General features: G+C 50.7%; 13 protein-coding genes. 10 read left to right on the top strand and 3 right to left on the bottom strand.

What is annotated here, in order from left to right:
• Positions 1-15: 15 nt before the first annotated feature.
• The 3 genes from ACETK5_RS28100 to ACETK5_RS28090 all read right to left on the bottom strand — a co-directional run bounded on the left by ACETK5_RS28100 (position 16) and on the right by ACETK5_RS28090 (position 4,604).
• Positions 16-945 (bottom strand): ABC transporter permease, encoded by a 930-nt coding sequence (locus ACETK5_RS28100; protein WP_071219420.1) that lies wholly within the window; start codon positions 943-945, stop codon positions 16-18.
• Between the two features lie 249 nt (positions 946-1,194).
• On the bottom strand, positions 1,195-2,745 hold the full coding sequence (locus tag ACETK5_RS28095) for a response regulator (protein WP_394059216.1): 1,551 nt from the start codon (positions 2,743-2,745) through the stop codon (positions 1,195-1,197).
• Positions 2,742-4,604, bottom strand: a complete 1,863-nt coding sequence (locus ACETK5_RS28090) for a sensor histidine kinase (RefSeq protein ID WP_326111246.1) — start codon at positions 4,602-4,604, stop codon at positions 2,742-2,744. Before ACETK5_RS28090 ends, ACETK5_RS28095 begins: the two co-directional genes overlap by 4 nt.
• A 71-nt stretch (positions 4,605-4,675) precedes the next feature.
• On the opposite strand from ACETK5_RS28090, the gene ACETK5_RS28085 reads away from it, so the two are divergent.
• The 10 genes from ACETK5_RS28085 to ACETK5_RS28040 all read left to right on the top strand — a co-directional run bounded on the left by ACETK5_RS28085 (position 4,676) and on the right by ACETK5_RS28040 (position 13,396).
• Positions 4,676-4,828: a hypothetical protein gene (locus ACETK5_RS28085; protein WP_394059214.1), complete on the top strand. Its 153-nt coding sequence runs from the start codon at positions 4,676-4,678 to the stop codon at positions 4,826-4,828.
• Positions 4,829-4,956: 128 nt separating this feature from the next.
• Entirely contained in the window at positions 4,957-6,030 is a 1,074-nt protein-coding gene (locus ACETK5_RS28080) for a hypothetical protein (protein ID WP_394059213.1), read from the top strand.
• Positions 6,031-6,056: 26 nt separating this feature from the next.
• The gene (locus tag ACETK5_RS28075; protein WP_394059211.1) at positions 6,057-7,508 is read left to right on the top strand and encodes a helix-turn-helix domain-containing protein; all 1,452 of its coding nucleotides are present in this window, start codon (positions 6,057-6,059) and stop codon (positions 7,506-7,508) included.
• Positions 7,509-7,644: 136 nt separating this feature from the next.
• Positions 7,645-8,355 carry a purine-nucleoside phosphorylase gene (deoD, locus tag ACETK5_RS28070; RefSeq protein ID WP_394059209.1) on the top strand — a complete coding sequence of 237 codons (711 nt, stop codon included), beginning with the start codon at positions 7,645-7,647 and terminating at the stop codon, positions 8,353-8,355.
• A gap of 41 nt (positions 8,356-8,396) precedes the next feature.
• Positions 8,397-8,996: an ECF transporter S component gene (locus ACETK5_RS28065; RefSeq protein WP_015738050.1), complete on the top strand. Its 600-nt coding sequence runs from the start codon at positions 8,397-8,399 to the stop codon at positions 8,994-8,996.
• Positions 8,997-9,040: 44 nt separating this feature from the next.
• Positions 9,041-9,790 carry an energy-coupling factor transporter transmembrane component T gene (locus tag ACETK5_RS28060; protein WP_394059207.1) on the top strand — a complete coding sequence of 250 codons (750 nt, stop codon included), beginning with the start codon at positions 9,041-9,043 and terminating at the stop codon, positions 9,788-9,790.
• Positions 9,787-10,647 carry an energy-coupling factor ABC transporter ATP-binding protein gene (locus tag ACETK5_RS28055; RefSeq protein WP_394059205.1) on the top strand — a complete coding sequence of 287 codons (861 nt, stop codon included), beginning with the start codon at positions 9,787-9,789 and terminating at the stop codon, positions 10,645-10,647. Before ACETK5_RS28060 ends, ACETK5_RS28055 begins: the two co-directional genes overlap by 4 nt.
• Positions 10,644-11,450: an energy-coupling factor ABC transporter ATP-binding protein gene (locus tag ACETK5_RS28050; protein WP_326118528.1), complete on the top strand. Its 807-nt coding sequence runs from the start codon at positions 10,644-10,646 to the stop codon at positions 11,448-11,450. The genes ACETK5_RS28055 and ACETK5_RS28050 overlap by 4 nt, the downstream gene beginning before the upstream one ends.
• Before the next feature lie 20 nt (positions 11,451-11,470).
• Positions 11,471-12,418: a nucleoside hydrolase gene (locus ACETK5_RS28045; RefSeq protein ID WP_394059203.1), complete on the top strand. Its 948-nt coding sequence runs from the start codon at positions 11,471-11,473 to the stop codon at positions 12,416-12,418.
• A gap of 24 nt (positions 12,419-12,442) precedes the next feature.
• Entirely contained in the window at positions 12,443-13,396 is a 954-nt protein-coding gene (locus tag ACETK5_RS28040; protein WP_394059201.1) for a nucleoside hydrolase, read from the top strand.
• Positions 13,397-13,524: the final 128 nt, after the last annotated feature.

The raw sequence follows: 13,524 nt of genomic DNA, 5'->3' as shown, positions 1-13,524 counted from the left end.
TACACCTCCCTCGGATTAGAAGATCGCATGATCTTTTTCAATTCGTCGAACGATATAGTTGGCGACTAGAATCAGAACCAGCCCTACAAGCGATTGGTACAAGCCCGCTGCCGTACTCATTCCGATGTCCCCCATATTGATCAGTCCGCGGTAGACGAAGGTATCGATAACATTCGTTACCGGGTAGAGAGCACCCGAGTCCTTCGGAAGCTGATAGAACAATCCGAAATCGGAACGGAAGATGCCCCCGATTGCCAATATGGTCAGTATGATCATCAGCGGCTTCAAGAGCGGAATCGTAATGTACCGCGTTTGCTTCCACTTGTTGGCTCCATCGATAACAGCTGCTTCATAATAAGACTTGTCGATCCCTGTAATAGCTGCCAGGTAAATCACGCTGTTATAGCCCACGCCTTTCCAGATGCCGACAAAAACGAGAATGAAGGGCCAATATTTAGCTTCGGCGTACCAGCTGATCGGCTCTCCCCCGAAATAAGTGATGATTTGATTCAACGTCCCTTTGTCTACGCTCAAGAAGGTGAACGCAAAATAACTGATGATAACCCACGACAAAAAATGCGGCAAAAACATGCCGGTCTGATATACCTTGGCCGTCCGCTTGTTGACAAGCTCGCTTAGCATGATCGCAAAGCCCACCGCAATGATCAGGCCCAGGATAATAAAAGCCAGGTTGTACAGAATCGTATTCCTCGTAATGATATAGGCATCATTGGTTGTAAACAGATACTCGAAGTTTTTGAACCCTACCCATTCGCTGTTGAACACGCTGGCGAAAAACCCGTCCGGGCTTATACGGAAGTCCTTAAAAGCAAGAACGGTGCCGAACATGGGCAAGTAAGCAAAGATAAGAAACCATATGGTTCCGGGCAGTATCATCAACAGCATAAACCGGTTGCGTATGACCTTTTTGATGAACCCCGACATGAACACTCCTCCTCTTCCCTGTTAAATACAAGTGATGCGACTGTTGTAGAAGATCCCCCATGATCTTTGTCGATGCGGCTATTCTATCACTCGCCCTTTAACTACTATCATTGTGCCAAGTAAGCGCTATCGCGCTCAAGTTGAAAAATACTAGAACGGGATGGATAAATTAAAGAATCCCCCAAAAACAACAAAGAACAGGCCAAAGGTTATCCACCTTGAGCCTGTCGCAAATGGTTTATTGTTGATTTAGATCCGATACATGGACCTCATCTCGGTTGGAGACACGCCCGTGTATTTTTTGAACTGCCTGTAAAAGTACGAGCTGTCCGTATAACCTACGCTGAACGCAATATCCGCCGTCTTTTGATCCGTATGTAAAAGGAGCTGCGTGGCTTTCTCGATGCGGTACTGGTTCAAATAATCCGAGAAGCTTGCGCCGACCTCCTGCTGAAAGAGCTGCCCCAAATAATTCGGATGCATCTGCAGCCGCTGGCTCAGCGTCTTCAGGGAAAGCTCTTCCGGATAATGGTGCTGCACCTGCTCCACTAGGAACGAGACATGCAGGCTGTAGCCCTGATCCGCTTCTTCCAGGCGCGCAAGGCAGCGTTCGACGATACGCCATACATGATTTCGGAGTCCCTGGAGCGTATTAATCCGGTGCATTGGCGTAAATACCTCGCTGTAATCGGGATTTTTCTCCATATCCTTCGCCGCGATCATCAATTGGACTGCCGCGTTCAAGCAGGTTCCCCGGGGTACCGTCTGCTCCCCGCTGCCACCGCCGAGAACGGACTCGATATAAGCCTGCAAGGAGGGGACGTCCCCCTCGATCAACAGCTTTGCAAACGTATCGGGACGAGCGGACGGCGAAGAAGCCTGAACGGTCTCCGGTTCCGCAGGCGGACTGAAGAGGGTCATGTCATCTCCGGCAATCAGGCAGGCGTTGAAATGGCCCTTCGCCTTCCTGTAGCTCTCCTGAATGTCTTTGAAATCATTGAAGCCCGCATTTCCTTCGGAGCACCACATGCGCAAGCCGGTCAACACCCGCAGCTTGGCCATGGCATTTCTCATGCCTTCCCGCGCCGCATCCTTCCGTTCATTCATCGCAACCGACATCACAACGATGTCGTCATCGGCATCAGGGAAACAGATCACCTCATGATCTCCCCCAAGCTCTTCCGAAAAAGCCCGGCAAAATTCATCGGCTAGACTGGTCAAGCGATAGAGCTGGGATACCGGGCGTTCGTCGGATATAAGCCGCAGAACGTAAACCTGGTAGGAGACATAATTCAGCGGAATTCCGAGAAGTTCGGCTCTTTGCTTTAATTCCGAGCTTTTGATTTCGCCGTTGACCCATCGCTGCAATATATTGCTGCGCAGGATCTTCCAATCCTCCTCGGAGCGAAACCGTTTCAATTCCTCGCGCTCCCAGTCCCCTCGGATATGCTTAATGGTCGCTTCCAGCTCCTCGATGTTGATCGGCTTCAAAATATAATTCTGAATGCCGAGCGTGATCCCCACCTTCACATATTCAAATTCTTCGTACCCGCTGAGCACAATGAATTTGGTGCGGGGATGCATTTCCTTTACCTTCTTGATAAGCTCGAGTCCGTTCATTCTCGGCATCATAATGTCCGTGATCAGCAGATCCACGGGCTCTTCCCTCAACCGCTCAAGCGCCTGCAACCCATCGTTGGCCGAACCTGACACATGCAGGTCGTAATTCTGCCAATCCACAATGGTGGCCAACCCCTGAGCGATCAAAGGCTCGTCATCAACAAAAAATACCTTCCTCATGTCGTCTCCCCCTTGCGAACCATCGGTATTTCCATGCGGACCTCGGTTCCCTGTCCCTCCGTGCTGTTTATGGCCACTCCGTAATCATTTCCGTAATTCAGCACGATTCGTTCATGCACATTCATGAGCCCGATCGAACGGTAACCCTTGTCGGGAGGCTGGAGAACCTTGTCCAGCGTGCCGCGGATTTGGGTAAGCTTTTCCTCCGGTATGCCCGTTCCATTATCCGATACGATGATCACGACCCGGTCCCCTGCCCGGCGGGCACGGACTGAAATTTTATTGTTATCTTCCAGCGGGCGAAACCCGTGAACGATATAGTTTTCCACGATCGGCTGGACCAGCAGCTTGATAATGCTGACACTTTGAATTTCTGGATCCACCTCGATTTCCGTCTCCAGCCGTCCGTCATAGCGGATGCGGAACAGGTCGAGATAAACAGAACACATGTCCATTTCCTCTTCAACGGTAACCACCGTGCTTTTTTTCACCATGTTCTTGAACATGACCGACAAGCTGTATATCATTTGCCCCACTTCCTTCGCCCCTTCGAAATACGCCTTCATGCGAATGGATTCGAGCGTATTATATAGAAAATGAGGGTTGATCTGGGATTGCAGGGCAACCAGCTCCGCATTTTTTTGCTTGATTTCCGAGGTATACATTTTATCGATATATTGCTCCAAACGGTCGCCCATGTCGTTAAACCGGCGGGAAATCTGCTGGAGCTCATCTTCGCCGGACATCTGAATGCGCGTCGACAGATCGCCTTCGCCGATCCGGTTCATCGAGCGGATAATCCGCTGCACTTTTTTGGAGAACTTTCGAATGATCGTAAACGTAATCGCAAAACTGGCCGCCATAAACACAAGCGTGACCAGGATCAGTCCGGTTCTTAAACTCTCCGTGCTCTCTTTGATCAGGGATTGCGACACAATCCCCACCACCGACAGGCCCGCGTTGCCGACATTCAATATGTTCACTTTAGAGGGTTCATCCAGCTCCACCCAGTCCCCGGCTTTTTCCTGCTCCAAGTGGTAGGGATAGGTTTGACCGTAGTACTCATCCTCCGAATCGTAAATAACGGTTCCCTGTGCGTTCAACACCAAAATCCGGCCCTTTACCGAAGCTCGGCTCTCCAGCCAAGATGAAATTTGCCGGGCGTCGAACTCCACATTCATCATCCCCACCCGATTCAGGGTCCACGGGTCCTTCAGCTCTCTCGAATAGGAATATGATCTAGGACCGGAACCTCCGGATGAACCCGAAGACTCGTTTTGAGGCATGGTATCCCAGCTGTGCTGCTCCCGGCGGGCAAACCAGGTCTCCCACTTGTTCTTGGAACCCGCTTCATTATTCAACTGCTGATTGGTCCGGCTGATATGCATGTAAAAATTGTTCGGATAGCTGTAGATCGACACGCTTCTGGCGCTTGACTCCTGCTCCAGGTAGTTTTTCAGCAAGGTATTAAAAGACCGTAAACGCTGCTCTCCCGTCCTGGTGTATAAATCCAGCCGATATTTCAGGTAACTCTCATATTCGTTGTTCAAAAAATAGATCAGCTCATCGCTCAGCGTGGCATCTCCATATATCTGCTGAAATATATTCTGTATGCCCTCGTATTGCCGGCTCAAATAAATATTCAGAACATGCGCGGATTTGAGATTCGCATCGGTCTGCTCGCGGAGTATGCGCTGCGTCTGATATTGATAAACCAGGGTTGCCGCAATCGCGAACAGCACGATCATGACGGTCGAATACAGCACAACGATTTTGTTGAACATTTTTCGCTTTAGATGATTTAAATAGAATTGGCGCAGTCTGAAAATATGAAACACACCCTGTTCTATAATGGTCACTTCGGCACCCAGTGTACACCCTTTCCGTAAACCCGGCAATTGAAATTTGCATCTTTATGAACAAGCGCCGTTTGACTAGAACAGCATTAACGGACTGCGAAGGGTACGGGGGGCGACATGGCGTTCGTTCTGACCGAACGCGGCAAGGAACCCCTATGCTGCGAATTGCATTGAACAGCCAGGCCAGCTTATGCGCATGGATAGGCACGGGACCGCTGCTTTGAGGTATCGTCCATCTATTATGGACTAGAGGAATGCCCCGCTATATGTTGAATATCTATAAGGAAAAGAGTAGGAGAAGCGCCAAAACGTTAATAACGAGTTAAATCAAATAAGAGCCGAGGATAGACGAATGAAACTTCAATTACTATATAATGAATATCTTAATATTAAATTCAATAGAGGATTACCGTCCGTTCAAACGGACGGCTTTGTATATGGCCTTCTTGAGGATGACAGTGCAGCGTTATTCTTTGCCGAACGTAGCGATGAGGCCTTTGTGGAGTGGGCGTATGAATTACAGCCAAGGGACCCCAATTATGTTGCGAGTCCGGACTGGAAGCCTGTGCTCTCGGACTCCTATAAGCAGCTGGATGTCTATGATGAATTGGTATTCTATTATTTGTTGTTTACGATCAATGCGACGACGTCCATTGCCAAGCTCAACCCGTATAATGCCATGAATGATATGATGAAGAACTACTGCTTTTTTCAGCTGGCCCAATTGACGGATGCCTCCAGGTTGAACGAGGAACAGAGACAGCAATTAAGAGATTTTTTCTTCTTTTTCTACTTATACGCGCACCCGGTGAATGAGGAGACCCTCTACGCCTTTTCATTCCGCGGGCTTGATTTGGTCCATACGAAAACCAACATTCATGTTGAGCAGTATGTAACTGCTTATCACGATTACTACAGCAAGCATCACGACAAGTACAGAGATCAAATATCCATCGATCCACATCAAATCCAAACCTGCAAAAGCCTTACACTGGAGCTGTTAAGGTCCATCGAGGGCAAATCGGCCAAGCTGGAGATGCCCCTTGAAGAAGGGCTAGCGGCTGTATTGCAGCTGATTAATGACGTGGATGGTTTAATACATATGTACTCCGAAAATAAAACAACATTATTCGGTATGATGAGAGACTTTCTCTCGGACAATCGCTCAAACCCCTATCGCGATCATTGTTTCCGTATGCTGCTTCAGAATTATGTCTGTTATATCCTTTATTTTAAGTTTGATGAAATTCATCATTTGGTGGATTATTTTAAAGACACGCCGGTATGGTGCGAGAGAATGATTAATTCCCTTTTTACGGATGCTATCTTTATCCAAAAGATCATGCGGCAACACCGGATCGACATTGCCGAGTATGAGAATGTGATTGCGTTCTTTAATGAGGAGGCGCGGAGGATTTATTTGTAATCCAAAAGCAGGGGGAGAACCGACGCATGGAAAAGGAATTCATACTGACACATAAGCTGCTGACCCTGCTCGATTCCGAGTATCGCTGGTTCACCCTTGCCGAGATTGAAGAGCAGATTGGCGTATCGGACAAAACGATCCGTAAAATTATCGATGAAGCCAAGGAGGAGCTTCCTCCTTCGATTCATTTTGAGATTTCGCGTGGAAAAGGCGTCATTCTCCACTATGATAAACGGAATGTCGCGATTGGCGAGGTCATCTCTTCCATGTACAGGCAGAGAACCTTCTACCAGCTGCTCGATGTGCTATTCGCCGAGGGAGGGCGCTACTCGCTGGAAGAGCTGGCCGACAAGCTGTATATGAGCTCTTCTTCGCTGAAAAAGCTGATTATCCGGCTGAACAACCATGACCTGAAGCGATACCATTTGCGCATCGCATATTCCATGCCTGAGGTCAAAGGCAGTGAAATCGGTATCCGTTATTTTTACTGGAAATTATATTACGATGCCTATGAATTCTCCGGCTGGCCATTTGCCGACATCGACCAAGCCCAGATCCATGAGTATATTACGGCGATCGAGTCGGAGAATGACATCGTGTATTTCCTGAACGCCAAGCGGAGCTTGTCTTTTCTGGCGGCGATCATGATTACCCGAGTGCTGCAGGGCAAATATGCGGATGTTCCCAACGGGCACTATGACTGGGAGAGCAGCATGCTTCACGCATCTGTTGCCGCATTGGCCAGAGCGCTGGAACAGCGGTACGCCATTCATCTGCCGCTGGACGAAATCCGGTTTCTGCAAGCCATGTTCAGCTTGGGCCAATACAATTATTATGATGATGCGAAAGTCAGCGCGATGATATCGAGGGAGAAAGCAAGCCTAGTGGAAATCGGGGAGGAAAAGTATCGACTCCTCAATCATTTCCTCATGCTGGCGCTTGCCGCGTTCCCTGCGATTGATATGAACGACCGGTTCATCTGGGAAATCGGCGATTTCTTCGAGAAGCTGCGGCTGGAAAATGCGCTTCCCGATCTGATCGCCATCTCGGCAAGCAGCTTGACGGAATATGTTCAAAGGGATTGCCGGCCCATGTACCAGAGCGTAAAAAGCTGCATGCTGGAATGGAGCCAGCGCTACCCGGGCATTCATTATAACGACTATCATCTGACGAAGCTGACGCTGTTGATCAGCTCCAGCCTGCGCTATAACAGCAAAAAGGCTTTCCTGCTGATCGGCGAGGAATTCTCCATCCGCCATTACGTCGCCAAGCTCATCAAGAATGAAATCGGTGACGAGCTGATCATCAACACCTCCATTATGGAGGGGCTTACCGATGAAATGATTCGAAAACACGGCATCGATTTTGTGATCAGCACGTTTCCTGTCGAGCTGAATGCGGTACCCGTGGTCATCATTTCAACGATACCGACCAAACGGGATTTGGAAAATATCCGCAAGGAATTAATGCAACCATGAGACCTCATGGTTGCATTTTTCCGTTAGGCTCCGTAACTTTCTGGTCTTGGTTATCCCTCCGATTCTGACTATGATGAAGGCAGATCAATAATAAAGCGCTTTCTTAAGAGGGAGGCCAGTAAGCAGGAGGAGCAAGATGAGCATACATTTGGGAGCAAAGAAGGGAGAAATCGCTGAACGTGTGCTGCTGCCCGGCGATCCGCTGCGGGCGAAGTTTGTAGCAGAGCACTTTTTAGAGGAGGTATATTGTTACAACGAAGTGAGGGGCATGTACGGGTACACCGGCCTTTATAAAGGAGTTCCCGTTTCGGTCCAAGGTACAGGAATGGGCAACCCGACCATGAGCATTTATGCGACGGAGCTGATTCAGGATTACGGGGTCAAACAGCTGATCCGCATCGGTACGTGCGGGGCCATGCAAAAAGAGCTTCAGGTCCGCGACATCGTACTGGCTCAAGCCGTATCCTCGGACAGCAATCTGATGGAAAAAATATTTTATGGCTGCAATTACGCGCCAACAGCCGATTATGACATGTTAAGCAAAGCCCATCGACTGGCTCAGGAGAAGCAGGTGAATGTCTTTGTCGGCAATATCTATAATTCCGATGAATTCTATAGAGAAACGTTGGACCGTCTTCATAAATTTATGGACTTCGGCGTGCTCGCGGTTGAGATGGAAAGTGCCGCCCTGTACACGCTGGCTGCTAAATACGGCGTCAGGGCCCTGTCCATATTGACGGTAGGCAGCCATCTGCTGACCAATGAACGTTCGTCCCATCAAGACAGCGAGAAATCCTTCCACGACATGGTCGAGGTCGCGCTCCATACCATCTTAGCGGACGAATAGGGATTGCTTGAAAACAAACTATGCTCTAGGGGGAAAAATCAATGGGAATCAAACGCGGATTTAAATATGATTTTTCGTTGTTGGCCATTTTGTTGATCCCGATTGGGATCGCAATCAACTTTGTCGGCGCGCAAATTATACTGCTGCTCAAGCTGCCGATTTACCTGAACACCATCGGGACGATTCTGACGGCCATGATCGCCGGTCCTTGGGTCGGTATGATTACGGGGGCCAGCACCAATCTTGTTGTCGGCATAACGAACCCGGTCTCGTTCGCATTTACGCCTGTACAAATGGCCGTCGGTCTGGTGGTCGGCCTGCTCTCCATGAGAGGCATGTATACGAAGCTGTGGAAAGTCATCTTGTCCTCATTCGCTGTCGTACTGACCGTTTTGATCGTGGCTTCTCCAATCCAGGTGCTGATGTTCGGCGGAGCGACAGGCAACTCTTCGGATGCCGTGGTTGCTACATTTCTGGCCTCCGGTCAGCAGATCTGGACAGCGGTCTTCTCAACCAAAATCCTGGTGGAAAGCGTCGACAAAATCATCAGCAACGTCATTGCCTTTGTCATCGTGATGAAGATGTCCCCGAGATACTTGTCCAAGCTCAATTACGGTGCAGCTTTTATCAAAAAGAAATGACGTGTAGTCCGTAATGGATACGCTTTCATAAAGGAGGGGTTCTTGTGAATAACGAACGGTCCTTATTGAGCCGTCTTTATCCAACAACCAAGTTTATGATTACCATCGCTTTATGTATGGCAGCATTTATCGTGCCCGGCTACGGGTTTAGCTACGCCGTTCTGCCGATTTGCATGGTGCTGGCCTACTTTGCCGGCAGCTTCAAGGAATTTTCCAATCTGGCGATCAAGGCACTGCTGATGATTGTTGTGTTCATCTTTATTCTGCAGAGCTTCTTCTATCCCGGCAACGACATTCTGTGGAGCTGGAGCATCTTCTCTATCAAGCGGGAAGGACTTGAATTCGCCCTGTTCCTGACATCCAAAATCGTCGCGGTGGCATCGACCTTTATTCTGTTCTTCCGCATCACCAAGGTCAAGGATTTGGTCCATTCCCTGGAACAGGTCGGCCTGCCTTCCAAAGTAACCTATGTCATCTTGTCCACCTTGCAGCTCATTCCGGAGATGAAAAAGCTGACCCACGTCATCATGGATGCCCAAAAAACACGAGGCGTTGAAACCGAAGGCAAGCTGCTTGTCCGCATGAAGGCCTTCCTGCCGACTCTTAGCCCGCTCATTCTCGGTTCCGTGGCCAGCACGGAGGAACGGGTACTGACGCTGGAGTCGAGAGCCTTCTCGGCCAATGTCAAAAAAAGCAGCATCTACAAACTGGAGAAAACAAAGCATGACCGGCTGGTACAAATACTGCTGGTCGTACTGCTTGCTATCTTAATCGTCTGGAGAGTTGCGCTATGAGTATCATTACGATCAAGAATCTATCCTACCAATATCCGATCAGCGAATCCGATGCACTCAAGAACGTGAACGTAACGATCGAAAGAGGCAAGCTGTATGCGCTGATCGGGGCCAACGGAGGCGGAAAAACGACCCTGTGCAACGTCATTCGCGGGTTTATCCCCCACTTCTATAAGGGAGATCTGCACGGCGAGGTGCTGATCGAAGGCAAGGATATCCGTGAGTGGGAAATGGGCGAGCTCTCCCAAAAAATCGGCTATGTGTTCCAGAATCCTTTTACACAGATCAGCGGCGTGAAGGATAACGTGTTTGAAGAGATTGCATTTGGCCTTGAAAATCTGGGCATGGAGCCCGGACTTATCCGGGAGAAGGTGGATCAGGTCATCCACATGCTGGAGATCGATTATCTGCGGGACAAAAACCCGTTCGAGCTCTCCGGCGGCCAGAAGCAGCGGGTTGCGCTCGCCTCCATCATCGTCATGGAGCCGGATGTGCTGGTTATTGACGAGCCAACCTCGCAGCTTGATCCGAAGGGGACGGAAGAAGTGTTCAAGATTATCGAGTTGATGAAGAAAAAGGGAAAAACCATCATTCTCGTCGAACATAAAATTGAGCTGATTGCCGAATATGCCGACGATGTCATCCTGCTGAGCGAGGGCGAAGTGGCTATGCAAGGCAGCACGCAGGAGATTCTTACCGATGAGCGTGCCCTGGCATTCGGAGCCGCGCTCCCCCAATATTCGCTGTTCGGCCTGGACATGCGCAAACGGGGGATGGATCTCGGCAGCATCCCCTTAACGGAAAAAGAAGCCCTCGAGGCCGTGCAGACATGGATGAAGAAGGGGGTTAACGCATGAGCTTTCTGACTTTAACGAATGTTTCCTATGCCTATCCGAACGGCTACAAAGCGGTGGATAGCGTCAACATGTCCTTCCGAAAGGGGGAATCCGTTGCCATTGTCGGCCAGAACGGGGCAGGGAAAACGACCACCGTCAAGATGATGAACGGGCTCCTCAAGCCTTCCGAGGGAGATGTCGTCATCGACGGCTGGAATACGCGGGATTATACCACCGCGCAAATATCGCGGAAGGTCGGCTATGTATTCCAGAACCCGGACGACCAGATCTTTCATAACGATGTGTACAGCGAGATTGAATTCGGCCCCCGCAAGCTCGGCCTTCCGGAAGAACAGGTCAAAGCAAACGTCATGAAAGCGGCGGAGCTGGCAGGCGTCGTCCCGTTTCTTAAGGACAATCCGTATAATTTGCCCTATTCCATGCGTAAATTCGTAACGATTGCCTCCGTCATTGCGATGGATTCCAGTGTCATCATTCTGGATGAACCGACGGCAGGTCAGGATCTTCCGGCCATGGCGCGGCTCGCCCATCTGATCGAGGCTTTAAACCAGGAAGGAAAAACCATTATCACCATCACGCATGATATGGAATTTGTCGTGAACAACTTCCATCGGGTCATCGTCATGGCAAACCGCCAGGTCATTGCGGATGACGACAAGCGGGCCATCTTCTGGAATCTGGATGTACTGGAGCAGGCGATGCTGAAGCAGCCGCATATTAGCAGGCTCTGCAACTCCCTGGAGATCGGCCGCAACATCCTGGCGATAGCGGAGCTTGCGGACGAGCTTGCCAAGCATAAGTGATGGAATAAGGGAGTGACGATATGGAGCAGGTAAAGCACATCTTGTTGGATGTGGATACCGGCGTGGATGATGCCCTGGCGCTCATCTTTGCCGTAAAATCCAATAAGCTGCATATAGAAGGCATTACAACGGTGTTCGGCAATGTGGACGTGAAGCAGGCGACGGAGAATACGCTCCAGGTGCTCGAATTGGCACAGCCCCGGTACGAAATTCCCGTTGCCATGGGAGCGGACGCCCCTTTGTTTCGCCCTCGCCGCGAGAACGTAACCGCCATTCATGGAGCCAACGGCCTGGCCGGATACGAACTGCCGGAGGCGCGCCAATCGCGGGTGAACGAGAGGGCATCTGATTTCATCGTGCGGAAGGTACGGGAACAGGCACATGACATTACCCTGGTATTCACGGGCAGGCTGACCAATCTGGCGGTGGCGCTCGCCAAAGACCCGTCGATCGCGCAGAAAGCCAAGCTGGTGCTGATGGGAGGCGCCATCAAGGTGCCGGGCAATACAACGCCCGTATCCGAAGCCAACATCCACGGCGATCCCGAAGCGGCGCACCGGGTGTTCGAGTCCGGGATTCCGATTACGATGGTAGGCCTGGACGTGACCGGAAAGGCCAAGTTCGGCGAGGCTCATTTTCAACAGCTTATGAACGGTTTCACGGATGAACAGGCAGAATTAAAAGCATTCATGCACCATATATTCACCTTCAGCTTTGAGGCAAGCGACCGCTTGAACGAGGGCAGATATCGGCTGATGCATGATCCGCTGGCGCTGGCTGTCGTCGAGGACGCTTCCCTTGTGGAGATGGAGGATTATTACGTCTATATCGAGACAAAGGGACAGGTATCTTCCGGTGCAACGCTGGTCGACTTCAGGCGTCCGCAGTCACGGACCAATGCCTCTGTCTGCATGCAGGTCCGTGAAGAGGCATTCCTACAGCATTACATTCGCACGGTGCTGTCATAACCGTCAGAGGAAGGAGCATGATTAATGCATCGAATCGTATTGGATGTGGATACGGGCGTGGACGATGCGCTGGCGATTGCCTATGCCGTCCGCTCTTCGGCTCTTGATATCCTGGGAATAACGACCTCCTTCGGAAACGTTCCGGTAGAGTACGCCACTCGCAATACGCTCCATGTGCTGGAGCGACTTGGCGCAACCGGAATCCCTGTCGCCATGGGGGAAGCCGCCCCCTTGTTCCATCCCTCTATCAAGTCTTATCCCGTCCAGTTTCATGGCGAGAATGGACTCGGCAACCTAGCATTCCCCGATCCGGGAGCCAAGCCGGTCTCCACGTCCGCCGCGGCCTTTATGGTGGATCAGGTCCGGCGATATCCGAAGCAGGTAACGCTGATCTGCGTCGGCCCATTGACCAATCTGGCTGCGGCCATTCTGCAGGCGCCGGAGATATCGTCGTTGGTCCGTCAGATTATCATTATGGGCGGAGCCGTGGGCGTGCCGGGCAACCGCCGGATGCATGCGGAAGCGAATGTATACTCCGACCCGGAAGCGGCCCAGTTCGTCTTCCAATCCGGAGCTCCGATTACGCTGGTCGGCCTGGACGTGACCATGCAGACCGAGCTCAGTCTGGAGGATATTCAGCGCTGGAGAGACCTGGATTCGGACCTGACCCGCTTCTTGGCCGATATGACTTCCTACTATATCGGAGGCTACCGGGAAGCCTATGGCGACCGGACCGGCTGTGCCCTGCATGATCCGCTGGCGGTAGCCGTCGTGATCGACCCGAGCCTGGTTGAGGTTCAGCCGATGGTGCTGCAGGTGGATCTGGAAGGCATTCACTCCTATGGCAGAACCATTGCCGATCTGCGTCCGCGTTGTACCGCTCGGCCGAACGTCAACGTCTGCACCGGTGTCGACGCCAAGCGGTTCCAGGAGCATTTTATGAAGACCTTGATGAAACAGCTGCAGCATAAGGAGTGAACGCCGGGTGCGTTTCACTCCTTTTTTGATGAATGATCTATCCCCGCCTAAAACCCGAAATAATGGGACACAACCAAAAAAATGGTACCTATCCTTCTGATTATGAAATTCGATAGAATAAAGATGTT

Source organism: Paenibacillus ilasis (assembly GCF_043195395.1).
In the GTDB taxonomy this organism is placed as follows: domain Bacteria; phylum Bacillota; class Bacilli; order Paenibacillales; family Paenibacillaceae; genus Paenibacillus_AQ; species Paenibacillus_AQ lautus.
Note: the sequence above shows the minus strand (reverse complement) of the source record. Positions and strands in the feature narration are given on the sequence as shown.